The sequence below is a fragment of the Streptomyces sp. NPDC102278 genome, assembly GCF_044766345.1.
Taxonomy (GTDB): domain Bacteria; phylum Actinomycetota; class Actinomycetes; order Streptomycetales; family Streptomycetaceae; genus Streptomyces.
Genome location: NZ_JBIWLV010000001.1, coordinates 544,056 through 568,634 on the forward strand (window position 1 = coordinate 544,056; position 24,579 = coordinate 568,634).

Consider the following 24,579-nt stretch of genomic DNA (forward strand, 5'->3'; position numbering starts at 1 on the left):
CGCCTCCTCTCGGCGTCTCGGGGACCGGGCCCGGGGGCCTGTCCCATGTATTCGGATAAGTACAGCACGGATCCGGGGCTTCGAAGAAGCCACCGTTTCCGTTGCTAAGAACCTATGGGGATTCGCTGGGCATGTGCAAACTATTTTTCCGACGAGTTTCTACGCGTCGTCAGGATCTCCGCCGCCAGGCTCCCGGCCTGCGCAGATGGCCAGGACGTCGACTCCGTACCGCTCGAGCTTGCGGCCACCGACGCCGGAGATCATCGAGAGCTCTCCCGCCTCGGACGGCGCGGCCTCCGCGATCGCCATCAGTGTCTTGTCGGTGAAGACGCAGTACCCGGGCATGCCCTGCTGCTTCGATTGGATCGCGCGCCACTCGCGCAGCCGCTCGTACAGCCCCTCGTCCATGTCCGACGGGCAGTCCTCGCAGCGCATCAGTTTGAGCTCGCCGGCCTCGGTCAGGGTCTTGCCGCAGACCCGGCACAACACCGGTCCGCGAGGGCCGCGCTTGCGGGGCGCTCGCTCGACCGCGGCGGCGCTCCTGCTCCCCGGGACCGCGGAGCCCGGTCGCAGGCCGTTCAGGAAGCGGCTGGGGCGTCGGGAGGCCCTGCCGCCCGGAGCGCGGGAGAGCCCCCAGGACAGCGTCAGGTGCAGCCGCGCCCGGGTGACGCCGACATAGAGCAGTCGACGCTCCTCCTCGACCTGTTCGTCGGTCTTCGCGTAGGTGATCGGCATCATGCCGTCGGTGAGCCCCACGAGGAACACCGCGTCCCACTCCAGGCCCTTCGCGGCGTGCAGCGAGGCGAGGGTGACGCCCTGGACGGTGGGGGCGTGCTGGGCTGCCTTGCGTTCGTCCAGTTCCACCGTGAGGTCGGCCAGGCGGGCGTCCGGGCGGGAGCGCGCGAAGTCCTCGGCGAGGCGGACGAGCGCGGCCACGGATTCCCACTGGTCGCGCACCGCGCCGGATCCGGCGGGCGGCGCGGCCGTCCAGCCGGTGGAGCTGAGCACGGCCCGGACCTGGGACCCGAGCTCGACGACGTCGTCCAGCAGCGGATCGTTGCCGCCGGAGCGGGCGGCTCCGCGCAGGGCGAGGATCGCCTTCTGGACCTCGCCTCGCTCGAAGAAGCGCTCGGCTCCGCGCAGCTGGTAGGGCACTCCGGCGTCGGCGAGGGCCTGTTCGTAGACCTCGGACTGGGCGTTGATCCGGTAGAGCACGGCGATCTCGCCGGCGGGGACGCCCGCCGCGATGAGGTCCCGGATCCGCCCGGCGACGCCCTCGGCCTCGGCGGGCTCGTCCGGGTACTCGGCGTAGACCGGATCGGGGCCGGTCTCCCGCTGGGAGATCAGCTCCAGCCGGTGCTCGGCGGCGCGGCCCTTGGCCTGGTTCAGCAGGCCGTTGGCGAGGTGCACCACCTGGGGGGTGGAGCGGTAGTCGCGGACCAGCTTGACCAGGGTGGCCTGCGGGTACTTGGTGCGGAAGTTCAGCAGGTGGTCGGGGGTGGCGCCGGTGAAGGAGTAGATCGTCTGGCTGGCGTCGCCGACCACGCAGAGGTTGTCGCGCTCGCCGAGCCAGAGGTCGAGCAGTCGCTGCTGGAGCGGGCTGACGTCCTGGTACTCGTCGACCACGAAGTGCTGGTACTGGGCGCGGATCTGCTCCGCGATGTCGTACCGGTCCTGGAGGATGCCGACGGTGAGGAGCAGCACGTCCTCGAAGTCGATCATGTTCCGGTCGCGCTTGAGCTGTTCGTACGTGCCGTAGATCTGGGCGATCTCGGCCGTGTCCCGGGGGGCCTCGCGGCCCGCCTTCAGGACGGCCGCCGGATAGTCGGCGGGCACGGTCTGGGTGACCTTGGCCCACTCGATCTCGCCCGTGACGTCGCGCAGCTCGCCCCGGTCGAGACGGACGCGGCAGCGCGCGCCGGCCTCGGCCACGAACTGGATCTTGCGTTCCAGCAGTCGGGGGACGTCCCCGCCGACCGCTTTGGGCCAGAAGTACTGGAGCTGGCGCAGCGCGGCGCTGTGGAAGGTCCGGGCCTGGACCCCGCCCGCGCCGAGGGTCCGCAGCCGGCCCCGCATCTCGCCGGCGGCGCGGTTGGTGAAGGTGACGGCCAGCACGCTGGCGGGCATCAGTTGGCCGGACTGGACGCCGTAGGCGATGCGGTGGGTGATCGCGCGGGTCTTGCCCGTGCCGGCTCCCGCCAGTACGCACACCGGTCCGCGCAGGGTCGTCGCGACCTCGCGCTGCTCCGGGTCGAGACCCTGGAGCACCGCGTCGGCCGAGTCGGCGCCGGCCGGGAAGGATGAGGAGTGCGTTGCTGCTGTCACCCCGCCATGCTGCCAGGTCTCCAGGGGCGGACGGGAAACTTGTCCACAGGCGAACCGCCGCGGTCGTACTTGTACCGAGGGGGCCGCGCGGGAATGGCGGGGCGGTGTCGTGCGTTCGAGTACTCGGACCACCGAGACCCCACGAAGGAGACCGCAGCATGCAGGACACGGGCACCGTCACGATGTACAGCACGACCTGGTGCGGCTACTGCAGCCGGCTGAAGAAGCAGCTGGACCGCGAAGGCATCGCGTACGACGAGATCAACATCGAGCACGACCCCGCGTCCGCAGCGTTCGTGGAGAAGGCGAACGGCGGCAACCAGACGGTTCCCACCGTCCTCGTGAAGTCCGCCGCCGGCAGCGAGTCCGTCATGACGAACCCGAGCCTCGCGCAGGTCAAGCAGGCCCTCGCCGTCTGACCGTCGCGGCGCCGCCCGGCACACGCACCGCCGGAACACGGACGGACCGCGCCGGCCGGACCGACGTAGTGAACGTCACACACGTACAAGAGAGGCCCCCGCCGAGGCGGGGGCCTTCTGTCGTGAGGGAGGTCACGAGCGCGGCGCCCGTGACCCGGCTCACGCCGCGGGGCGCGGCAGCGGCTTCCCGTACCAGAGTTCGACCAGGCGGGCGGCGATGGAGACCCCGGCGGGCGGGAGCACCTCGCCGGCCTCGATCGCCTCGCGCAGGTCCTCGCGGGAGAACCAGCGGGCCTCCTGGATCTCCTCCCCGTCCACCGTGATCTCGGAGGTGACGGCGCGGGCGGTGAAGCCGAGCATGAGGCTGTAGGGGAACGGCCAGGGCTGGCTGGCGACGTAGTCGACCTCGCCGACCCGGATGCCGGCCTCCTCCCACACCTCGCGGATCACCGACTGTTCGATGGACTCGCCCGGCTCCACGAACCCGGCCAGCGTCGAGAAGCGGCCCTCGGGCCAGTGCACCTGCCGGCCCAGCAGCGCGCGGTCGTGCTCGTCGGTGACGAGCATGATCACGGCCGGGTCGGTGCGCGGGTAGTGCTCGGCGCCGCAGCCCGGGCAGCGGCGGATGTGGCCGGCCGCGGCGACCACCGTGCGCTCGCCGCAGCGGGAGCAGAAGCGGTGCATGCGCTGCCAGTTCTCCAGCGCCACCGCGTGCACCATCAGCCCGGCGTCGCGCGGGTTCAGCAGCAGGCCGGCCTCGCGGAGGCCGGCCGGGCGGGCCGACTGGTCCATGCGGCCCGGCAGGGAGTCCTTCTGGAGCGCGAAGTACCGTACGCCGTCCTCGTCCGAGCCCAGGAAGTAGCGGTGGGTCTCGGTGACCGGGGCCTCGAAGGCCGGGGTCATCACGATGCCGCTGCCGCCGTCGGGGGTGTCGTCGATCAGGACCTGGCCTCCGGAGACGACGAAGACGCGGGTCGTCGGGTGGCTCCAGGCGGCGGCGAGCCAGGCCTCGTCGAGGCGGTGGTGCGCGGCGCGGTCGATCCCGCTGGGCGCGGCGAGCGTGATCGGACGCTCGGGCTCGGTATGGGTGCTCACAGGTACTTCCAACTCCCCCGGTGGTGGGACAGGCAGGCTGGGTGGGACGGCGGGTGGGTGCGTCAGGCGGGCTTCCAGTGGGCGGCGAGGTCGCCCCACAGGTAGGCGGCGGTCTCGACGCCCTTGAGGAGCAGGTCGAGTTCGACCTTCTCGTTCGGCGAGTGCCAGCCGTCGGAGGGGACCGAGATGCCGAGGAAGAGGACGGGTGCGTCGAGCACGTCCTGGAGGTCGGCGGCCGGCCCGGAGCCGCCCTCGCGGGTGAAGCGGACCTTCTCGCCGAAGGCGCGACCCATGGCGCGTACGACGGATTGCAGCGCCGGGTGGTCGAGCGGGGTGAGGCAGGGCCGGGTGGGGGCGCCGAAGACGATGGTGTGCCGGATGCCGGCCGGGACGCGTTCGGCGACCCAGTCCTTGACGGCCGCCTCGACCTCGTACGGGTCCTGCCCGGAGACCAGCCGGAACGACAGCTTCAAGTGCGCGGAGGCCGGCACGATCGTCTTGCCGCCGGGGCCCTGGTAGCCGCCGCCGATGCCGTTGACCTCGGCGGTCGGGCGGGCCCAGACGCGCTCCAGGGTGGTGTGGCCCTTCTCCCCCGAGGCCGCGTGCGACTTGGCCGTGCGCAGCCACTCGGCCTCGTCGAAGGGCAGCTCGGCGATCAGCGCGCGCTCGGCGTCGGTGAGTTCGACGATGTTGTCGTAGAAGCCCGGGATGGTGACCCGCTCGTCGGCGTCGTGCAGGGCTGCCACGAGGCGGGCGGCGACGGTGGCCGGGTTGGGCACCGCGCCGCCGAAGGCTCCGGAGTGGATGTCCTGGTCGGGGCCGTGGAGGTCGATCTCGCAGTCCGCGACCCCGCGCATGCCGGTGCACACCGTGGGGGTGGTCTCGGACCACATGCCGGTGTCGGAGACGATCACGACGTCGGCGGCGAGGCGTTCGGCCTCGCGCTCGACGAGGGCGCGGAAGTGCGGGGAGCCGGACTCCTCCTCGCCCTCGACGAGGAGCTTGAGGTGGACGGCGGGGGCGTCGGCGCCGGTGGCCGCGAGGTGGGCCCGGACGCCGAGGGTGTGGAAGAGCACCTGACCCTTGTCGTCGGCGGCGCCGCGGCCGTACATCCGGCCGTCCTTGATCACCGGCTCGAACGGGTCGGTGTGCCACCCGTCGGCGCGGGCGGCCGGCTGCACGTCGTGGTGCCCGTAGACGAGGACGGTGGGGGCGGCCGGGTCGGCGGCGGGCCATTCGGCGAACACGGCCGGGGCGCCGGCGGTCTCCAGGATCTCGGTGACCGGGAAGCCGGTGGCCTTGAGCTGCGCGGCGAGCCATTCGGCGCTGCGTCGTACGTCACCCGCGTGCTCGGGCTGCGCCGAGACGGAGGGGATGCGCAGCCAGTCGGCGAGGTCGTCGAGGAAGGCCGCGCGGTGGGTGTCGATGTACGTGCGGACGACGCTGTCCGCCTGGGTGTCGCTCATGCCCACGAGCCTAGCCGTCCGTGTGATGGTCACTTTCCGCGTCCGTTTTGCCTTGGAGGATCCGCTCAATGCCGGCCCGGTCGGGGAGGGCGCGGGGGCGGATCACCCGACCGCTGCGGACGTGCAGGAAGGCGGCGTCGACCCGTTCGAGGGGGGTGCCGGTGGCCTCCGCCCAGGCCAGTCGGTAGACGGCGAGCTGGAGGGGGTCGGCCTCGGTGGTGCGGCCGGTCTTCCAGTCGACGATCTCGTAGTCGTACGGGCCCTCGTGGTGGCGGTACACGGCGTCGATCCGACCGCGGACGACCCGGCCGGCGAGGGTGAGCTGGACCGGGGCCTCCATGCGGTGGGGGGTCCGGTCGGCGTAGGCGCTGCGCTCGAAGGCGGCCTTGAGGGAGTCGAGGTCCGCCTCGTCGGCGATGTCCTGATCGGAACCGGGCAGCTCCCCGGCCGGGTCGAGTACGTCGAGGAGCGGGAGGGGCAGTTCGTCGAAGCGGGACTCGACCCAGGCGTGGAAGCGGGTGCCCTGCCGGGCGGCGGGCTGGGGCGGCTTGGGCATGGGGCGGGCCAGGTCCCGGACGAAGCCCTGCTCGTCGGAGGCGAGGCGGAGCAGGTCGGAGGCGGACAGGGCGGAGGGCAGCACGACGTCGCGCACGGCGGCGCGGGAGCGGCGGAGCTCTCCTTCGAGCGCGTCGAGGTCGCGGTCCCAGGAGGCGATGGCGCGGGCCTCCTCGGGCGTGAGGGGGGCTGCGCCGGCGTCCTGCGGTGCGGGTGCGCCGGGGCGGGGGGCGCGGGTGGTGGATTGGGCCGGGACCCGGGCGCCGGGCGCCGCCCAGGGGTCCTCGTACGGGTCCTCGTGCCCGGCCGGGGCCGGGGCCGGGGCGGCGGCGGGTCCGGGCAGGGCTTCGTCCGGGGCCCAGAGGTCCTCGTCGGGCGGGGGCGCGGGGGCCGGGGTCCGCCCGGTGTCCGGGGCGGGGACGCGGGCGCGGTGCGCGGCCGCGTCGGGGGCCGCGTCGGCCCGGGGCCACGCGTCCGCGTCCGACCACGGGTCGAGGTCCGGGTCCGGGTCGGGGTCCGGGTGGGGGTCCGTGTCCGGCCAGGGTTCCGTGTCGTGCTCGGGGTCCTCGCAGTCGGGTGGCCACAGGTAGGCCTCCGCGGCCGCCTCGGCCGGCCGAGGCGCCGCGAGGTGGGCTTCCACCAGGGCTGCCGCGCGGCGGCGCAGGCGCAGGGAGGACGGGTCCAAGGGCAGGGGCCAGGAGTGTTCCGGGTTCCCGGCGTCGGCCAGGGCCGGGTTCTCGGCGCCGGGCTCGGGCTCCGGCGCCCAGGCCTCGATCTCGCCGTGCCCGGCCTCGCAGTGGTTGCGGAGCGCGGAGAGGAACGCCGACGGGCCGCGCGGCTTCTTCTGGCTCGGACCCCACCAGTGCCCGGAGGCCAGGAGGAGGGAGCGGGGGCGGGTGAAGGTCACGTATCCGAGGCGGAGTTCCTCGACGGCCTTGTGTTCCTTCAGGGCGGCCTTGAAGGACTTGAGCCCCGCCGAGGTCCACGCCGGGTCTCCCGGCAGGGTGGGGGCGTCGCCGCGCAGCGCGTACGGCAGGACCTTGGCGTACGAGGTCCAGGCCTCCGGCGGCTTCTCCTTCGGGAAGGCTCCCGCACACAGGTCCGGGACGACCACGACGTCCCACTCCAGCCCCTTGGACTTGTGGGCGGTGAGCACCTTGACGGTGTTCTCCCCGCCGGGGAGCGCGTGGTCGAGGCCCTTCTCGTACTGGGCGGCGGTCCGCAGGAAGGCCAGGAAGGCGAGCAGCGAGGCCTGCCCGTCGAGGGCGGCGAAGCCGGCGGCCACGTCCATGAAGTTCGAGAGGGTCTCGCGCCGGCGCGCGGCGAGGGCGTGCGGGGAGGCGGAGAGCTCCACGTCGAGGCCGGTCGCGGCCAGCACCCGGTGCAGTACGTCCATCAGCGGGTCGGCGAGCGAGCGCCGCAGGTCGCGCAGCTCCCGGGCGAGATGTGCGAAACGGACGCGGGCGTCCGCGGAGAAGGGCAGGTCGTCGGCGGAGGAGGCGCCGGAACCGTCCAGGAAGGTCTCCAGCGCGTCGGCGAGCGAGACGACCTCCGCGGGGTCGACGCCCTCGACGGCCGCCGCGAGCCGCCCGTCCGGATCGTCCGCGCCCGCCGGGGTCCGTCCGATCAGTTGCCGTGCCCGCCGCCCGAGCAGGGCCAGGTCGCGGGCGCCGATCCGCCAACGGGGGCCGATCAGCAGCCGGACGAGGGCGGCGTTGGCCCCCGGGTCCTGGAGCACCTCGCAGACCGAGACCAGGTCGGCGACCTCCGGCAGGTGCAGCAGGCCGGACAGGCCGACCACCTCGACGGGCACGTCGCGGGCCACCAGGACCGCCTGGATCCGGGCGAAGTCCCCGGCCGAGCGGCACAGCACGGCGATCTCGCCGGGCTCGGTCCCCGTCCGCACCAGGTGGGCGACGGAGTCCCCGAGCCACTCCAGTTCCTCGGCGTGGGTGGGCAGCAGGGCGCACCGCACGGAGCCGTCCCGTTCGGCGCCGGGCGCCGCACGCAGCGCCTCGACGCCCTCGTGCATGGAGCGCAGCGGCGCGGCCAGCTCGTTGGCCAGGTCGAGCAGACGGCCGCCGCTGCGGCGGTTCTCGCTGAGCGAGAAGCGGGTGGCGGGGCGTCCGTCGGCGTGCGGGAAGTGCTCGGGGAAGTCGTCGAGGTTGGCCACGGAGGCGCCGCGCCAGCCGTAGATCGCCTGGCAGGGGTCGCCGACGGCGGTGACGGCGTGGCCGGCGCCGCCGCCGAACAGCCCGGACAGCAACAGCCGCTGGGCGACGGAGGTGTCCTGGTACTCGTCGAGCAGGACGACCTTGAACTCCTCGCGCAGCAGGGCGCCCACCTCGGGCCGGGTGGTGGCGAGCTGCGCGGAGAGCGCTATCTGGTCGCTGAAGTCGATCAGGTCGCGGGAGCGTTTGGCCACGCGGTAGCGGGCGACGAGCTCCAGCAGTTCCAGCCGGCCGCGGCCGGCCTCGGGGACCTTGCGCAGGTCGTCGTTGGTGAGCGGGGTGTCCGCGAGCACGTCGAGCAGTCCGGTGTCGTACGCGCGCAGTTCCTCGGGGCTCACCAGGTGCTCGGAGAGTTCCGCGTCGAGCGCGAGCAGGTCGCCGACCAGGTCGGGGATGGACTTGGTCAGCGACGGATACGGGCCGGGCGCCTCGCGCAGCACGCGCGCGGCGAGCTGGAAGCGGGTGGCGTCGGCGAGCAGTCGGGCACTGGGCTCCAGCCCGATGCGCAGCCCGTGGTCCTTGAGGAGTTGGCCCGCGAAGGCGTGGTACGTGGAGATGCGCGGCTCGCCTCCGGCCGCGTCGGGGTCGGCCGGGGAGGGGTCCGGGTCGCTGATGCCGGCCCGCGCGAGGGCCTTGCGCACGCGCTCCGCGAGCTCGCCGGCGGCCTTGTTGGTGAAGGTCAGGCCGAGGACCTCCTGGGGGGCGACGGCGCCCGTGCCGACCAGCCAGACGACGCGGGCCGCCATGACGGTGGTCTTGCCGGAGCCGGCGCCCGCGACGATGACCTGGGGGGCGGGCGGGGCGGTGACGCAGGCCATCTGTTCGGGCGTGAAGGGGACCCCGAGGAGCTCCTTGAGCTGCTCGGGATCGCTGATCACCGCCGGGACGGTCGGGCGCGCGGACACGTGAAAAGGCTAGCCGCCGGCACCGACACTCCCCACCGCGTCTCGACGGGCGGGCGCCACGCGGGCCTCATTCCACGGTCTGGCGGCCCTCGGGGAGGGCGGTGCACGAGCTGCGGAAGGAGCAGCGCTTGCAGTGCTCGCCGGCGGCGGGCGTGAACCGTTCGTCCAGCACCCGGCCGGCGGCGTTGGCCAGCAGGTCGCCCACCCACTCGCCTTCGAGGGGCTGCTGCGCCTGCACCTTGGGGACCGCGTCGCCGCCGTCCTTCTTGGGCGCGCCCTGGCGCAGCTGGACGAGTTCGGCGCCGCCGGGGTCGGGACGGACGCCGTCGAAGACCTCGTCGACGGCGCCCTCGCGCACGGCGAGCTGGTACACGGCGAGCTGGGGGTGGCGCGCGACCTCGTCCCGGGTGGGAGCGGCCTTGCCGGTCTTGAAGTCCACGACGTACGCGCGCCCCTGCGGGTCGGCCTCGACCCGGTCCATGGAGCCGCGGATCCGTACGGCGAACTCGCCCGCCTCCAGCGTGACGTCGAAGTCGTGCTCGGTGGCGACGGACTCCCGGCCGCCCCGGTCGGTGGTGTGCCAGCGCAGGAACCGTTCCAGGGCCGCGCGGGCGTTCTCCTTCTCCTGGCGGGACTTCCAGGGGGCGTCGAAGGCGAGGGCGTCCCAGACGGAGTCGAGGCGCTCCATCAGGACGGCGAGGTCGGCGGGCGTGCGGCCCGAGGCGACCTCGTCGGCGAGGACGTGGACGACGTTGCCGAATCCCTGGGCGGCGGTGGAGGGGGCGTCGGCCTTGACCTCGCGGCCCAGGAACCACTGGAGGGAGCAGGTGTTGGCGAGCTGGTCCAGCGCCGAGCCGGACAGGGCCACGGGGCGGTCCCGGTCGCGGAGCGGGACGGTGCTGCGGGTCGGTTCGTACAGTCCCCACCAGCGTTGCGGGTGGGCGGCGGGGACCAGGGGGCGGTCCTCGTCGTCGGTGAGCACGGCGAGGCGGGCGAGCCGGCGGGCCGCGGCGTCGCGCAGGGCCTCGGAGGCCTCGGGGTCGACGGTGGTGGCGCGCAGTTCGGCGACGAGCGCCGGGACGGCCAGGGGGCGTCGGGGGCGGCCGGTGACGTCCTTGGGGGTGACGCCGAGTTCGGTGAGGAGCCGGGAGGGCTGGTCCCCGTCCTCGGCCGGGGCCTTGACGGCGGTGACGACGAGGCGGTCGCGGGCGCGGGTGGCGGCGACGTAGAACAGCCGGCGTTCCTCGGCGAGGAGTGCGCCGGGGGTGAGGGGTTCGGCGAGGCCGTCGCGGCCGATCCGGTCGGCTTCCAGGAGGGAACCGCGCCGGCGCAGGTCGGGCCAGAGCCCCTCCTGGACTCCGGCGACGACGACGAGGCCCCATTCCAGGCCCTTCGACCGGTGGGCGGTCATCAGTCGCACGGCGTCGCGGCGGGTCGCGCGGATGGTGAGGGTGTCGGCGGCGATGTCCTCGGCTTCGAGCTGTTCGAGGAAGTTGAGGGCGCCGCGGCCGCCGGTGCGGTCCTCGGCGCGGGCGGCGGTGTCGAAGAGCGCGCAGACGGCGTCGAGGTCCCGGTCGGCGTTGCGTCCGCCGGCGCCGCCCCGGCGGGCGCCGCGTTCCAGGCGCTGCGGCCAGGGGGTGCCGTCCCACAGGGTCCACAGGGCCTCTTCGGCGGTGCCGCCGCCTTGGAGGAGTTCGCGCGTCTTGCGCAGGAGCAGGCCGAGGCGTTGCGCGCCGCGGGCGTGGGCGGGGTCGTGGGCGACGAGCCGCTCGGGTTCGGCGAGGGCGCGGGCCAGCAGGACGTCGGAGGGCGCGGGCACCTTGACGCCCGCGGCCCGTTCCTCGTCGCGCAGGGCCCGGCCGAGGCGGCGCAGGTCGGCGGCGTCCATCCCGCCGAGCGGGGAGCCGAGCAGGGCGATGGCGGCCTCGACCCCGACCCACCCGTGGTCGGCGGTGTCGGCCTCGTACCGGTCCTGGTCCTGGTCCGGGTCCTGGTCCTGGCTCTGGTCCTGGTCCGGGTTCTGGTTCGGGTCCTCATCCGGGCCTTGGTCCTGGTCCCCTGGCGGCGCGGAAGCCGGGTCGTCCTGGTCCGGGTCCCCTGGCAGCGCGGAAGTGGGGCCGTCCGGGTCCCGGTCCCCCGGCGGCGCAGCGGCCGGTTCGTCCGGGTCGGCGGCCGTCGCGGCCATCGGCGGGCGGGCGGCGGCCGTGGCGGTGATGCGCAGGGCCGTGAGCAGGGGGGCCACGGCGGGTTCGTGGCGCAGGGGGGTGTCCGTGCCGTCCGTCTCGGCGGGCACGCCCGCCGAGACCAGGGCCCGGCGCATCGCGGGGAGCGTACGGCCGCCCGCGCGAACCAGGACGGCCATGTCCTGCCACGGCACGCCGTCCTCCAGGTGGGCCCGGCGCAGGATGTCCGCGATGTTGTCCAGTTCCGCCCCGGCGGTGGGGTACGTGTACACCTCCACCCGGCCGCCCTCCCGCGTGGCGCGCAGGTCGCGGTGGGCCCGTACCGCCGCCGAGGGCAGCCGCGGGACGGGCATCCGGGTGGTGAGGAGGCGGGTCGCGGCGAGCAGCGCCGAGGAGGAGCGGCGGCCGACCGTGAGGGCCCGTACGCGCGCGCCGGGGAAGGAGGTCTCGAAGTCCAGGGTGTTGTTGATGTCGGCGCCGCGGAACGCGTAGATCGACTGGTCCGGGTCGCCGAAGGCGATCAGCGTGCCGCCCGGTCCGGACAGGGCGCGCAGCAGGCGCAGCTGGGAGGCGTCCGTGTCCTGGTATTCGTCCACGAGGATCACGTCGTGGGCCGAGGCCAGGGACGGGGTGCGTTCGGCCAGCAGGACGGCGCGGTGGAGCAGTTCCGCGTAGTCGAGGGTGCCCTGCATGTCGAGGACGTCGAGGTACTCGGAGAGGAACGCGGCGGCCGCCTTCCAGTCCGGGCGGCCGATGCGGCCGGCGAAGTCGGACAGGGCCTCGGGGCCCAGGCCCAGTTCGCGGGCGCGGGCCAGGACGGCGCGGACCTCGTCGGCGAACCCGCGCGTGGTCAGGGCGGCGCGCAGGTCGTCGGGCCAGCGGATGGAGCGGATCCGGCGCTGGCCCTCCAGCAGGGTGCGGACCATGACGTCCTGCTCGGGCCCGGACAGCAGGCGCAGCGGGTCGGCGAACAGGTCGGTGTCCTGGTGGGCGCGGACCAGGCCGTAGCAGAAGGAGTGGAAGGTGGTGGCCTGTGGAGCGCGCGCGCCGCCCAGGCGCAGGGCGGCCCGGTCGCGGAGTTCGACGGCGGCCTTGCGGCTGAAGGTGAGGATCAGGATGCGGGAGGGGTCCGTGCCGGCCTCGACCCGGGCGGCGGCCGCCTCGATCAGGGTGGTGGTCTTCCCGGTGCCCGGTCCGGCCAGGACCAGCAACGGTCCGGTGGTGTGGTCAACCACCGCCCGTTGCGCTGCGTCCAAGACAGGGGGAGCCACCCGTTCCGGCCCGGTGCGCACCAGGCGGTACGCGTCAGGAGTCCGCGTACGCCGCTCCGAGCGGTCGGAAGGAGAGGTGATCACGTGGTGTGCCGGTCCTGGTGGGTCTTGCGTCACTGCGGTTGCCGCGACGGCTGCGGTTGCGTCGGTGGTCTCGCCGACCGCGTTCCCGACCGTCGTGCCGGTCGTGGCATCGGTGGCGGCGGCGGCGAGGGCGGCGACGGCCGAAGGGGCCACGCTACGCCACCCGCGCCGGCTCCCGCAGTCTCCCCGGGCGGCTCCCGGCGTCGCCTCGGGGGGTCCTCGTGTCGTCCCCCGTACGAGCCTTCGACCCCCCGCCCCGGCTCCGCATGCAGGAAGCTGTCAGATGTGACCCTCGTCGCCTTCGGCCGGCTCTTCCCGCCCGTCCCAGCGTGCCCGGCGCATCGCCAGCCGGGGCTCGCCGCCGGCCGTGTCGCGCAGGGGGGTGCCCTCGGTGCGGTAGTGCTCCAGGGCCCGGTGCTCGCTGCCAGGCAGGGGGCGGCCGTCCGCGCGGACCACGCGCCACCAGGGCACGGCTCCCCCGTACAGGGCCATGACGCGCCCGACTTGGCGTGGTCCGCCCGCGCCGATCCACTCCGCGACGTCGCCGTACGTCATCACCCGGCCGGGCGGAATCCGCTCGGCGGCCTCCAGCACCCGCTCCGCGTACTCGGGAAGCTCTTCGCTCATTCGGGACATGGTGCCGCACGTCGCCGACACCGCGACGGAAGGTCTCCTTCCGCACCGGCGCGCACCCTGCTGCCCCGCACGGCAGCCCGTCCGTGCCACCATCTTGCGGGCGGTGACTGGTGATACGTGATCAAGAAGAGACGGATGTGACGGCGAAGGAGCAGGGTGTGAGCCCTCCGGACGGCGCGACCGCGGATGACGGCGCGCACCCAGACGCGCACCCGGACGCGCACCCCGACGCGCACCCGAACGCGCCCCGCGAGATGCCCGACGACAGGTCCGACGTGCCGAACGACAGGTTCGACGACCGGCCCGAGGACCGGCCTGACGACCGACCCGACGACCGGCCCGAGGACGTACCCGGGGGCGCACCCGACGTCGTACCCGGGGACGTGTCCGACGACGTACCCGGGAACGTGGCCGAGGGCCCGTCCCGCGACCGGCGGGACCAGGGCCCCCTCGACGAGCGCGGCCCGGACCGCGCCGGTCTCGGCCACGACGGCCTGGACCCGGACCACGGGCGGGTGGACGACTTCGACAGCCCGGAGCGACCGCACGGTCACGCCCCCACCGCCGCCGACCAGGTCGAGGTGGACGAACCGCTGCTCGCGGCCCGCGTGCACCGCCCGTCCGACCTGGTGCGCCTGTTGGTCGGCGTCCTCGGCATCGCCGTCGTCCTCGCCATCGCCGCCTTCGCCCACGGCACCACCGCGGGCCTCGAAGAGGACATCAGCAACGGGACCGGCCAGGCACCCGACCTGTTGATCAAGGTCGCGGGTCTGGTGTCGAGCATCGCCGTGCTCCTGGTGCCCGTCGCCTTCGCCATCGAGCGGCTCATCAAACGCGACGGCCTGCGCATCGCCGACGGCGTGCTCGCGGCCGTCCTCGCGCACGGGGTCACCCTCGCCACCGACCTGTGGGTCTCCCAGGCCGCCTCCACCACCATCCAGGACTCCCTGACCCTCCCGACGGGTACCGCCGGCGCGCTGACCGACCCGGTGCACGGCTACCTCGCGCCCGTCATCGCGTACATGACGGCCGTGGGCATGACGCGCCGGCCGCGCTGGCGGGTCGCCCTGTGGGTGGTGCTGCTGCTCGACGCGTTCGCCATGCTGGTCAGCGGGTACACCACCCCCCTCTCGATCATCCTGACCGTCCTCATCGGCTGGACCGTCGCGTACGGGACCCTGTACGCCGTCGGCTCCCCGAACGTCCGCCCCACCGGGCAGAACCTCCTCGCCGGTCTGCGCCGCGTCGGCTTCCAGCCGGTGAGCGCGATGCGCGCGGAGGCGCCGGACGGCCCGGAGGCCTCCGAGGTGAGCGACCGGGGCCGCCGGTACCACGTGACGTTGGAGAAGGGCCCGCCGCTGGACGTCACGGTCGTCGACCGCGAGCAGCAGGCGCAGGGCTTCTTCTACCGGGTCTGGCGCCGGCTCACGCTGCGCGGCATCACCACCCGGCGCAGCCTCCAGTCGCTGCGTCAGGCACTGGAGCAGGAGGCGCTCCTCGCGTACGCGGCCATCGCGGCCGGCGCGAACGCGCCCAAGCTGATCGCGACCTCCGAACTCGGTCCGGACGCCGTGATGCTCGTGTACGAGCACCTGGGCGGCCGCACCCTCGACTCGCTGGCCGACGGGGAGATCACCGACGAGCTGACGCGCAACGCGTGGGAGCAGGTGAAGGCCCTCCAGTCGCGGCGGATCGCGCACCGGCGGCTGACCGGTGACGCCCTCGTGGTGGATCGTTCCGGCAAGGTCATCCTCACCGACCTGCGCGGCGGCGAGATCGCGGCCGGTGACCTGGTGCTGCGCATGGACGTCGCCCAGTTGCTGACCACCCTCGGCCTGCGGGTCGGCGCGGAGCGGTCGGTGGCCTCGGCGGTGTCCGTGCTCGGTCCCGACGTGGTCGCGGACTGTCTGCCGCTGCTCCAGCCGATCGCGCTGAGCCGCTCCACCCGGGCGACGCTGCGCAAGCTGGCCCGGGAGCGGGCCGACCGGGAGCGGGAGGCCGTACTGGAGTCCTCGCGGGCCGCGAAGGCGGCGCGCGAGGCGAACGCCTCGGCTCCCGCCGAGGCCACGGCGGCCGACCGGAAGGCCGAGAAGCGGGCCCTGGACGACGCGCTCGACGAGGCCCGCGAGGAGGACCTGCTGAGCCAGATCCGCCGGCAGGTGCTGCTGCTGCGCCCCCAGGCGCCGGTGGAGCCGGCCCGCCTGGAGCGGATCAGGCCGCGCACGCTCGTGTCGTTCATCGCGGGTGCCTTCGGCGCGTACTTCCTGCTGACGCAGTTGGCCCACGTGGACTTCGGGACGATCATCGCGGAGGCCCAGTGGGGCTGGGTGGGGGCCGCGCTGGCCTTCTCCGCCCTGAGTTACCTCGCGGCGGCGATGAGCCTGTTGGGCTTCGTGCCGGAGCGGGTCTCCTTCCTGCGGACGGTGCTGGCGCAGGTCGCCGGGTCCTTCGTGAAGCTCGTCGCGCCGGCGGCGGTGGGCGGCGTCGCGCTGAACACCCGGTTCCTCCAACGGTCGGGCATCCGGCCGGGGCTCGCGGTCGCGAGCGTGGGCGCGTCCCAACTGTTCGGACTCGCGAGCCACGTCCTGCTGCTGCTGTCCTTCGGCTACCTGACCGGGACCGAGAAGACCACGGAGATGACCCCGTCCCGGACCGTCATCGCGGGTCTGCTGACGGTGGCGGTGCTGGTGCTGGTGGTGACGGCGGTCCCGTTCATGCGGAAGTTCGTGGCGACCCGGCTGCGGGCGCTGTTCGCGGGCGTGGTGCCGCGCATGCTGGACGTGCTCCAGCGGCCGAAGAAGCTGGTGACGGGCATCGGCGGCATGCTGCTGCTGACGGGCTGCTTCGTGATGTGTCTGGACGCGTCGATCCGGGCGTTCGGGGGCGGCCAGGCCATCAGCTACGCCAGCATCGCGGTCGTGTTCCTCGCGGGCAACGCGCTGGGGTCGGCGGCGCCGACCCCGGGCGGAATCGGGGCGGTGGAGACCACCCTGACGCTGGGTCTGATCGCGGCGGGGCTGGATCGCGAGATCGCCTTCTCGTCGGTGCTGCTGTTCCGGCTGATGACGTTCTGGCTGCCGGTGCTTCCGGGGTGGATCTCGTTCAACTTCCTGACCCGCAAGGAAGCGATCTAGCTCCGCGGGTTCCGGGGGGTCGGGGGTGGCCAGGGCTCAGCGGGCGAGCCGCGGCGTGAGCGGTACGGCCGCGGAGCGAGCCATCCCGACGGCTGCGACCCGCACCTGATCCGCGGGCCGTCCCGGAACTCCACCGCCCGCCGGGCCCGGTGAGCGAGGCCCCTCGCGGGCCCGGGTGACGCGCCGGGACCGGCGGATGCCCCCGGTACGGCGCGGGCCACCGCGAACGCGTCGTCCGCATCCGCGAGCCCGCCGACGAGCTGCCGGGCCGCCCTGTGCGGGGGGGCGGCGTACGAGGGCGCGGGCGCCGCCGCCCGCGCGGCAGCCGAGCACCGCCCGAGCGCCACCCGACCCAACGCCCGAGCCGCCCGGACACGATCACCCGACGCAACGCCCAAGCGGCCCGGACACGGCACCCGACCCCGAGCGGCGCGGACACGGTGCCTGAATGACGCCCCAGCGGCCCGGGCACGGCACCCGACCCGATACCCGAGCCGCCCGGGCACGGTCACCCGACCCAATACCCGAGCGGCGCGGATGCTGCGCCTGACCCACCGCCCGAGCCGCCCGGACACGGTCACCCGACCCGATACCCAACGCCGCCCCGACACGGTCACCCGACGCAACGCCCAAGCAACCCGGACACCCCACCCGACCCGACACCCAAGCGGCCCGGACACCCCACCCGGACGGCGTTCCAGGCGACCCGCGGGCGGCATCGGGCGGGCACCCACCCGGATGGGTCATCGCACGCGCGGGCCGGCCCGTTCACCCACAGGATGGGGTGCATGCCGAGAAACGCCCTGCGGGTCACCGCTGCCGCCGCCCTCGCCGCCGCGCTGGTCAGCACCAGTGCCTGTTCCGACGACGGGAGCAAGGACAAGAAGACGGAGGGCGGCAGCGCCTCGGGCGCGACGTCCCTGAAGTGGGGGGATTGCGATCCTCCCACCGCCGCCGAGGGCGGCGGGCAGGCTCCGGGCAAGGACTGGCAGTGCGCCACGCTCGATGTGCCCCTCGACTACGCCAAGCCTGAAGGAGAAACGATTCCTCTGGCGCTGATCCGGGCCAAGGCCCGCGATCAGGACAAGCGGATCGGCTCCCTCGTCTTCAACTTCGGCGGTCCCGGCGGATCGGGCATCACCACCCTCCCGGGCGCCGCCAAGGAGTACGACGGCCTGCGGCAGCGGTACGACCTGGTCAGCTTCGACCCCCGCGGCGTGGGCCGCAGCGCGCCCGTCCGCTGCGAGAACGACAAGCAGTTGGACGCCTACTACGCCTCCGACTCCAGCCCGACCACCCCGGCACAGGAGAAGGTCTTCGTCGACAACATCAAGCGGTACCAGCAGGCCTGCTCGACCAGGTCCGGCAAGCTGCTCCCCCACGTCGGCACCGAGAACGCCGCCCGCGACCTCGACCGCATCCGCCAGGCCCTCGGCGACGAGAAGCTGAACTACTTCGGCATCTCCTACGGCACCGAGCTGGGCGGGGTCTACGCCCACCTCTTCCCGAAGAACGTCGGCCGGGCCGTCTTCGACGCCGTGGTGGACCCGACCAAGACCTCCGAGGAAGGCTCGCTGGGCCAGGCGAAGGGCTTCCAACTGGCCCTCGACAACTGGGCCCAGGACTGCGTGGACCGCGGCGACGCCTGCCGGCTCCAGGGCAGCAGCGTCAAGGAGATCGAGGACAACATCGTCAAGCTCCAGAAGCAGCTGGCGGCCAAGCCCATCTCCGGCATCGGCGACCGCGAGCTCACCGAGTCCGCCGCGACGAACGGCATCGCCCAGTCCCTGTACTCGACGGAGCTGTGGCCGCTGCTTGAACAGGGCCTGGACGAGGCCGAGGGCGGGCAGGGCCAACTGCTGATGGCACTGTCCGACGCGCTCAACGGCCGGGACCAGCAGGGTCGGTACAGCAACATCGGCGCCGCGAACACGGCGATCAACTGCGCCGACTCCAAGGAGCGGTACACGCTCGCCCAGACCAAGGCCAAGCTCGGGGAGTTCCGCGCCGCCTCGCCCGTCTTCGGGGACTTCCTCGGCTGGGCCCTGATGAGCTGTACGGGCTGGCCGGTGGCCGGCGCCTGGGACACCCCGGACGTCTCCGCCCCGGGCGCCGCCCCGATCGTGGTGATCGGCAACACCGGTGACCCGGCCACCCCGTACGAGGGCGCGCGCAAGATGGTCGAGCGGCTCGGCCCGGGCGTCGGCGTGGAACTGACGTACAAGGGGCAGGGCCACGGCGCCTACAACAGCGGCGACCCGTGCGTGCAGAAGGCGGTGGACACCTACCTGCTGGAGGGGAAGGTGCCGGCCACCGGCACCGTCTGCACCCGGACCGAGTCCGCCACGCCGACGCCGCAGTCGCCGGTGGCCCCCGAAGGCACCTGAAGCCGGTACGGCCGACACGTCCGGCACGCCACAGGGCCCCCACCGCGAGCGCGGTGGGGGCCCTGTGGCGTGCCGGACGTGTCGGAGGAGGGGCCTAGTAGACCGGCTTCTCGGGCTCGATCTGGTGGACCCAGCCGATGACGCCGCCGCCGACGTGGACCGCGTCGGAGAAGCCCGCCGACTTCAGGACCGCGAGGACTTCCGCACTGCGGACACCCGTCTTGCAGTGCAGGACGATGCGCTTGTCCTGCGGCAGGTCCTGGAGGGCGGTACCCATCAGGAACTCGCCCTTGGGGATCAGCTTCGCGCCGGGGATCGAGACGATCTCGTACTCGTTGATCTCGCGGACGTCGATGATCTCGATGGGCTCGTCGTTGTCGATCCACTCCTTGAGCTGCTTGGGAGTGATCGTCGAACCCGCGGCGGCCTCCTGGGCCTCCTCCGACACGACGCCGCAGAAGGCCTCGTAGTCGATGAGTTCCTTGACCGTCGCGTTGGGGCCGCAGACCGCGCAGTCGGGGTCCTTGCGGACCTTGACCTGGCGGTACTGCATCTCCAGGGCGTCATAGATCATCAGGCGGCCGACCAGCGACTCGCCGACGCCCGTGAGGACCTTGATCGCCTCGGTGACCTGGATGGACCCGATCGACGCGCACAGCACGCCCAGCACGCCGCCCTCGGCGCAGCTCGGGACCATGCCCGGCGGGGGCGGCTCCGGGTACAGGCAGCGGTAGCACGGCCCGTGCTCGGACCAGAAGACCGAGGCCTGGCCGTCGAAGCGGTAGATCGAACCCCACACGTACGGCTTGTTCAGCAGCACGCAGGCGTCGTTGACCAGGTAACGGGTGGCGAAGTTGTCCGTGCCGTCGACGATGAGGTCGTACTGGCTGAAGATCTCCATCACGTTCTCGGCTTCGAGCCGCTCTTCGTGAAGGACCACGTTGACGTACGGGTTGATGCCCAGCACGCTGTCGCGGGCCGACTCGGCCTTGGACCGGCCGATGTCCGCCTGGCTGTGGATGATCTGGCGCTGGAGGTTCGACTCGTCGACCTCGTCGAACTCCACGATGCCCAGGGTGCCCACACCGGCCGCGGCCAGGTACATGAGCGCGGGAGAGCCGAGGCCGCCGGCGCCCACCGCGAGCACCTTGGCGTTCTTCAGGCGCTTCTGCCCGTCCATCCCGACGTCCGGGATGATCAGGTGGCGGGAGTACCGACGGACCTCGTCAACGGTGAGCTCGGCAGCCGGCTCAACCAGGGGTGGCAGCGACACGGGGACTCCAGGGTCATCCCCGCAGCCGCGGGGAGCATCAAAGGTTTGTTCTGTTCCGTAACACTGCCACGCCCCACTTCATTCCGAGACACTCGTCCCGATCCGCGAGACGATTTCGTCCCAGTAACCGGGCATCGAGGCCCAGGGGTCGTGCGCCGGTGTGCTGCGCCGATCCGTGAACCAGACCGTGCCGGCGCCCTGCCACCGGGCGATGCGCACGGCCTCGTCCAGGTGGGTGCGCGGAACCCCGTGCACCAGGTGGCAGAAGAGTTCCGGCGGGTACTCGGCCGTCCACTCCGCCACCTGCGACCAGCGGTAGTCGGCCCAGGTCCCGGCGAAGGTGACCAGCTGATCAGCGGCTTCGGCGTAGCCCGCGTACGGGTGCGTGCCGTGCCCGAGCACGACGCGCAGTCCGTCGCCGAGCCCGCGCAGGGTGTCCACGACCCGGCGGACGCCCTCCAGGTCCGCCTTGTCGCAGGGGGTGTCGGCGAGGTAGAAGCCGCCCACGCCGTACCAGTCCCGGAAGCGGTGGGCATCGGAGATCAGCTCCCCGAACGAGCGCGTCCCGTCTCGCATCGCGAGATGGCCGATGACGGTGCCGCCCGCGCCGCGGAGCTTCGCGGTGGCCTCCGTGCAGTGCGGGTCGGGGCGCCCGCCCGGGCCGTCCGAGACGTTGAGGACGGCCCAGTGCAGGGGGGTGCCGGGCCGGGTCAACTCGGCCCATTCCACCGGGGCGAGCAGCGGGTGCGCGTACCCGGGGATGCCCAGGCCCATCCGGCCGGCGCCGGTGGCCGCCGAGGTCGCCTCCGACGTGGTCAGATGCGGCACGCCGCCTCCATCCAGATGTCGGCGAGGGACTCCTCCAGGTTGATCCGGGGACGCCAGCCGAGCCGGTCGCGGGCCGTGCGCACGTCGGCCTGCTGCCAGGCGCCGCAGCCGTCCGGGTACGGGGCCTGGGGGGCCGACGCGGCCAGCTGCTCGGCCGTCGCCTCGGTGCGCGGGGAGCCGATGGCCGCGAGGCCCGGCGGCCGGCCCGGGTGGGCGTGCGGCTGTTGCGGCAGGTCGAGTTCGTGGAGGGCGCCGCCGTAGCCGGCGACGCGCGCGAGCACGCCGGCCGCCTCGCGCAGGCGGACCGCGCGACCGGTGCCGATGTTCACCACGCCCTGCGCGGCGGACAGCGAGGCCGCGTGGACGGCGCGCGCGACGTCCCGTACGTCCACGAAGTCCCGCTGTACCCCGAGTCCGCTGAGCTTGAGTTCGCCGTCGCCGGACTGCATGGCCCGCCGCATGGCCTCGGCGAGCCGGCCGAGCGGGGAGCCGGCGGGGGTGCCGGGTCCGACGGGCGAGAAGATCCGCAGCACGACGGCGTCCAGCCCGGAGCCGAGCACCAGCTCGGTCGCGGCCAGCTTGCTGACGCCGTACGGTCCGCCGGGTCTCGGGACGGCGTCCTCGGCCGTGGACGATCCGGGCTGGCTGGGCCCGTACTCGGCGGCGCAGCCGAGCTGGACGAGCCGGGCCCCGCAGCCGCTGCGGCGCAGCGACTCGCAGATGGTGGCGACGGCGACGGTGTTGTGCCGGGTGAGTTCCCGGGCCCCGCCGCGGGTGGCGCCCGCGCAGTTGATGACGACGCCCGGGTGGACGGCGTCGAGGAAGCGGGTGAGCGCTCCGGGGCTGCCGGTGGCGAGGTCGAAGCGGACGTCCGCGTCGTCTCCGCGGCCGAGCGCGGTGAGCTGGACGGCGGGGTCGGCGAGCAGTCGGTCCGCGACGTAGCGGCCGAGGTATCCGTTGGCTCCGATCAGCAGCACCCTCATCGCGCGGCCCCTTGGTTGTTCGGCTGGCCGGTCATCCTGTTTCTCCTTGGGTGGTGGGGTCGACATGGGGGTACGGCGCTTCGGCGTCGGCTCCGAAGGGCTCAGGGGCGCGCGTGTGCGGAGGCACGGGTCAGCGCGCGGAAGGCATGGACGAGGAGCGCCGCCGCGGCGGCGCACTGCACCGCCGGGACGGGGACGAGGGCGAGGGCGAGGGCCCCCGCCACGGGCACGCGGTGTGCGCCGTGCCCGAGCAGCAGCCGGGTGAGGAAGAGCAGCACCGCGAGCGGCACGGCGGCCGCCAGGGGGGTTCCGGCGAGCGCGGCCGCCCCCGTGGCGGCCACGAGGGAGCCGGCGACGGCCGCGGCCAGCAGGGGCCGGATCCCGGCGGCGAAGTCCTCCAGGGCCCGGCTCCCGGCGAGCCTGCGCCGGGCCCGTGCGGCGAAGCCGGCCCCGATCAGGTACCCGGGTGCGGCGGCGAGGGCGAGCGCGACGCCGAGGGCCGGGCCGTGCCGGTGGACGGCCCAGCCGACGGCGGCCGCCGCGATCAGGTGGATCAGGCCGGGGAACCGCCCCCCGGCGGTCCGCCCGGGCCACACCAGGACGGCGACGGCGGCCACCGCCGCGATGGGGCCGGCGTACGGGGCCCCGGCGGCGGTTGTCCCGAGCGCCAGGGCCCCGGGAAGCAGGGAGCAGCCGAAGCCGCGCAGCACGACCGGGGGGCCGGCGACGGCGTCGGGCGGGATGGGCCGGGCGTCCCCCCGCGGGGTCCGTGCGTACAGCTCCTCGGCGAGCGAGAAGACGTCCCGGTGGCGGAAGCGGGCGGCGGTGCGGTCGGTGATGCCGTGGGCCTCCAAGCCGGCGGCGATCTCCAGCGGGTCGACGGCGCGTTCGCACAGGGCGCGGTGCCGGTGCAGCAGCGCCTTCACGGGATCGCCGGCGGGTCTGCGCCGGGGGGCGACGGGGGTGACGTGCTCGACGCCGGTGCCGGTCATACCGCTGCCTCCGTGTTCGGAACGGGAGCCGACCCCGCGTTCGGCTCGACGGGTTCGGGACCGGTCGCGGGGCCCGCGACCGGTTCGGGTACCGACGCCCAGGTGGGTGTGGTCCAGTGCCCGGGCACGCGCGCCTCGGGCGGTCGGGCGAAGGGGACCTCCCCGTCGGGCCGTGCGGAGCCCCGGGCGAGCAGCCGCAGGTAGCTCTCCCGGAAGGCCTCGACGTTCTGTTCGACGGTGAACAGCTCCAGGGCGCGCGCCCGGGCGGCCGAGCCGAGCCGTTGTGCCCGCTCGGGGTCCCGCAGCAGCGACAGGCAGGCGTCGGCGAGCGCCCGCGGGTTGCGGGGCGGTACGACGAGACCCGTTCCGCCGATGACCTCGCAGACGGCGCCGACGTCGGTGGAGACGGTGGCCCGACCGCAGAACATCGCCTCGGCGAGGGTGACGGGGAAGCCCTCGATCACGGAGGACAGCACGACGACCCGGCCGGTCCCGTACGCCTCCGCCGGGGAGGGCGCGTCGGGTCCGCCGATCTCCTCGAAGGTGACGGGGTTCTCGCCGACCGCGTGGGCGTCGGCCGCCTCGTCGGGGAAGAGCTGCGCCGCGAGCGAGCGGCAGTCGGCGAGGTAGTCCGGGGACACGGCCGTGGCGAAGATCCGCAGCCGGGTGGCGGGCGCGACCTTGCGCACCTCCGCGAAGGCGTGCAGCAGGGCGATCAGGTCCTTGGCCGGCTCTATCCGGCCGACCCACACCAGCGTGTCCGGGTCCCCGCACCCCGGGTCCTCCCCGACGGTGGCGAATCGGTCCGCCTCCATTCCGGGGTAGACGGTGCGCATCCGCTCCCGGGCGGCCCCGCAGCGTTCCTGCCAGCGGCGGGCGTGGGCGTTGCCGGGGGTCAGGAGGTCGGCCCGGGCGTAGATCTCGGCGGCGAGCCGGGTGTGGAAGGCGGCCAGGAGGGCCCGTACGGCGGGGCGTTCCTCCTCGCGGTGGTCGAGGTAGTGGGCCCGGAGCCGGACCCCGTACTCGGTGACCAGCAGCGGCACCCCGAAGAAGCGTTTGGCCAGCAGTCCGGGGATCGCGGCCACCCCGCCGGCCGTCGCGTGGGCGACGTCGACCTGTCCGAGGTCCTCGTACCAGTCGAGGGACAACGGCCGCAGCGCGCGCTCCAGTTCGTCCACGAACTCCAGCAGGTCCCTCACCTGGGCGCCCTGTACGGTGCGGCTCGCACCCGGCGCCCGGCAGGCGGACTCCACCGCCCGCACCGCGGTCTCGGAGCGCAGGGCGGCGTACATCCCGCCCTGTTCCCGCGCCAGTTCGGCCAGCCCGTACAGGCCGGCCGCGAAGGGCTCGGCCTCGGCGGCGCAGACGCCCCGCACCAGGTCCTTGAAGCAGGCGGCGAACCGTCGCCTCTCACGCCGGGAGTGCGTCCGCCCGTCGTCGCCGGGGGCCCACAGCGGGGCGGTGCGCACCCGCGTGACCTGCCGCGGGAGGGGCACCTTGCCGTGCTCCTCCTGTTCGGCGCTGCGACTCAGCGCGTACAGCTCGAACTCGTGCTGCGGCAGCCCGCGCACGAGCCGGTCGCACCAGAGCCTGGCCTCTCCCGTCGCATACGGATAACCACCTTCCGTGAGCAGTCCGATCCGCACGAGTGGCACCCCCGATCTCCCGTCGCGAGCGGTCTCCGTCGGTCCGGGGACCCGCTGCGGAAGAACTCAAGCGGATATGCGGATGGCGCGACGGACGGTTGTCCGTCGCGCCACCGGAAGGGGTGAAGAGTCGTAACTTTCCCGTACGGTTCGCGTTCGAGCACGC

The 24,579-nt window shown here is 73.8% G+C and carries 14 protein-coding genes; 3 read left to right on the forward strand and 11 right to left on the reverse strand.

The features are described 5' to 3' along the window. Nucleotides 1-159 precede the first annotated feature (159 nt). The gene (locus ACIRO3_RS02465; RefSeq protein WP_404131674.1) at nucleotides 160-2,325 is read right to left on the reverse strand and encodes an ATP-dependent DNA helicase UvrD2; all 2,166 of its coding nucleotides are present in this window, start codon (nucleotides 2,323-2,325) and stop codon (nucleotides 160-162) included. A 158-nt stretch (nucleotides 2,326-2,483) separates the two neighbouring features. Here ACIRO3_RS02465 and ACIRO3_RS02470 point away from each other — a divergent pair, with 158 nt between their 5' ends. Next, nucleotides 2,484-2,744 carry a mycoredoxin gene (locus tag ACIRO3_RS02470; RefSeq protein ID WP_361786883.1) on the forward strand — a complete coding sequence of 87 codons (261 nt, stop codon included), beginning with the start codon at nucleotides 2,484-2,486 and terminating at the stop codon, nucleotides 2,742-2,744. 159 nt (nucleotides 2,745-2,903) lie between these two features. Here the strand turns inward: ACIRO3_RS02470 and nudC are convergent, their stop codons facing one another. From nudC to ACIRO3_RS02495, 5 genes are all read right to left on the reverse strand, one after another. Then, nucleotides 2,904-3,851 carry an NAD(+) diphosphatase gene (gene nudC, locus ACIRO3_RS02475; RefSeq protein WP_404131676.1) on the reverse strand — a complete coding sequence of 316 codons (948 nt, stop codon included), beginning with the start codon at nucleotides 3,849-3,851 and terminating at the stop codon, nucleotides 2,904-2,906. A 50-nt stretch (nucleotides 3,852-3,901) separates the two neighbouring features. Beyond that, nucleotides 3,902-5,305: a dipeptidase gene (locus tag ACIRO3_RS02480; protein ID WP_361786889.1), complete on the reverse strand. Its 1,404-nt coding sequence runs from the start codon at nucleotides 5,303-5,305 to the stop codon at nucleotides 3,902-3,904. A 10-nt stretch (nucleotides 5,306-5,315) separates the two neighbouring features. Then, on the reverse strand, nucleotides 5,316-8,996 hold the full coding sequence (locus ACIRO3_RS02485; RefSeq protein ID WP_404131679.1) for a UvrD-helicase domain-containing protein: 3,681 nt from the start codon (nucleotides 8,994-8,996) through the stop codon (nucleotides 5,316-5,318). A 67-nt stretch (nucleotides 8,997-9,063) separates the two neighbouring features. After that, entirely contained in the window at nucleotides 9,064-12,531 is a 3,468-nt protein-coding gene (locus ACIRO3_RS02490) for an ATP-dependent helicase (RefSeq protein ID WP_404132323.1), read from the reverse strand. Nucleotides 12,532-12,813: 282 nt separating this feature from the next. Continuing rightward, complete coding sequence (locus ACIRO3_RS02495) at nucleotides 12,814-13,161, reverse strand: MGMT family protein (RefSeq protein ID WP_361786898.1); 348 nt, start codon at nucleotides 13,159-13,161, stop codon at nucleotides 12,814-12,816. Nucleotides 13,162-13,280: 119 nt separating this feature from the next. On the opposite strand from ACIRO3_RS02495, the gene ACIRO3_RS02500 reads away from it, so the two are divergent. Together ACIRO3_RS02500 and ACIRO3_RS02505 are read left to right on the forward strand one after the other, a co-directional pair. Continuing rightward, nucleotides 13,281-16,304, forward strand: a complete 3,024-nt coding sequence (locus ACIRO3_RS02500) for a YbhN family protein (protein ID WP_404131681.1) — start codon at nucleotides 13,281-13,283, stop codon at nucleotides 16,302-16,304. Nucleotides 16,305-17,092: 788 nt separating this feature from the next. After that, nucleotides 17,093-18,691, forward strand: a complete 1,599-nt coding sequence (locus ACIRO3_RS02505) for an alpha/beta hydrolase (RefSeq protein ID WP_404131683.1) — start codon at nucleotides 17,093-17,095, stop codon at nucleotides 18,689-18,691. A 94-nt stretch (nucleotides 18,692-18,785) separates the two neighbouring features. Here ACIRO3_RS02505 and moeZ read toward each other — a convergent pair whose 3' ends face one another. The 5 genes from moeZ to ACIRO3_RS02530 form a co-directional block, all read right to left on the reverse strand. Further along, nucleotides 18,786-19,964 (reverse strand): adenylyltransferase/sulfurtransferase MoeZ, encoded by a 1,179-nt coding sequence (moeZ, locus tag ACIRO3_RS02510; protein WP_361787210.1) that lies wholly within the window; start codon nucleotides 19,962-19,964, stop codon nucleotides 18,786-18,788. Nucleotides 19,965-20,042: 78 nt separating this feature from the next. Beyond that, a complete protein-coding gene (locus ACIRO3_RS02515; RefSeq protein WP_404131686.1) occupies nucleotides 20,043-20,792 on the reverse strand; it encodes a spherulation-specific family 4 protein in 750 nt (249 codons plus the stop codon). Beyond that, nucleotides 20,780-21,775: an NAD-dependent epimerase/dehydratase family protein gene (locus tag ACIRO3_RS02520; protein WP_361787204.1), complete on the reverse strand. Its 996-nt coding sequence runs from the start codon at nucleotides 21,773-21,775 to the stop codon at nucleotides 20,780-20,782. The genes ACIRO3_RS02515 and ACIRO3_RS02520 overlap by 13 nt, the downstream gene beginning before the upstream one ends. Nucleotides 21,776-21,876: 101 nt before the next feature. After that, nucleotides 21,877-22,767 (reverse strand): hypothetical protein, encoded by an 891-nt coding sequence (locus ACIRO3_RS02525; RefSeq protein WP_404131688.1) that lies wholly within the window; start codon nucleotides 22,765-22,767, stop codon nucleotides 21,877-21,879. Then, entirely contained in the window at nucleotides 22,764-24,413 is a 1,650-nt protein-coding gene (locus ACIRO3_RS02530; RefSeq protein ID WP_404131689.1) for a DUF3492 domain-containing protein, read from the reverse strand. The genes ACIRO3_RS02525 and ACIRO3_RS02530 overlap by 4 nt, the downstream gene beginning before the upstream one ends. Nucleotides 24,414-24,579: the final 166 nt, after the last annotated feature.

What these genes read in the sequence shown, in the direction of transcription:
- ACIRO3_RS02495 (WP_361786898.1), bottom strand. Translation starts at nt 13,161, where the DNA reads ATGAGCGAAGAGCTTCCCGAGTACGCGGAGCGGGTGCTGGAGGCCGCC.
- ACIRO3_RS02520 (WP_361787204.1), bottom strand. Translation starts at nt 21,775, where the DNA reads ATGAGGGTGCTGCTGATCGGAGCCAACGGATACCTCGGCCGCTACGTC.
- ACIRO3_RS02505 (WP_404131683.1), top strand. Translation starts at nt 17,093, where the DNA reads ATGCCGAGAAACGCCCTGCGGGTCACCGCTGCCGCCGCCCTCGCCGCC.
- ACIRO3_RS02480 (WP_361786889.1), bottom strand. Translation starts at nt 5,305, where the DNA reads ATGAGCGACACCCAGGCGGACAGCGTCGTCCGCACGTACATCGACACC.
- ACIRO3_RS02525 (WP_404131688.1), bottom strand. Translation starts at nt 22,767, where the DNA reads ATGACCGGCACCGGCGTCGAGCACGTCACCCCCGTCGCCCCCCGGCGC.
- ACIRO3_RS02470 (WP_361786883.1), top strand. Translation starts at nt 2,484, where the DNA reads ATGCAGGACACGGGCACCGTCACGATGTACAGCACGACCTGGTGCGGC.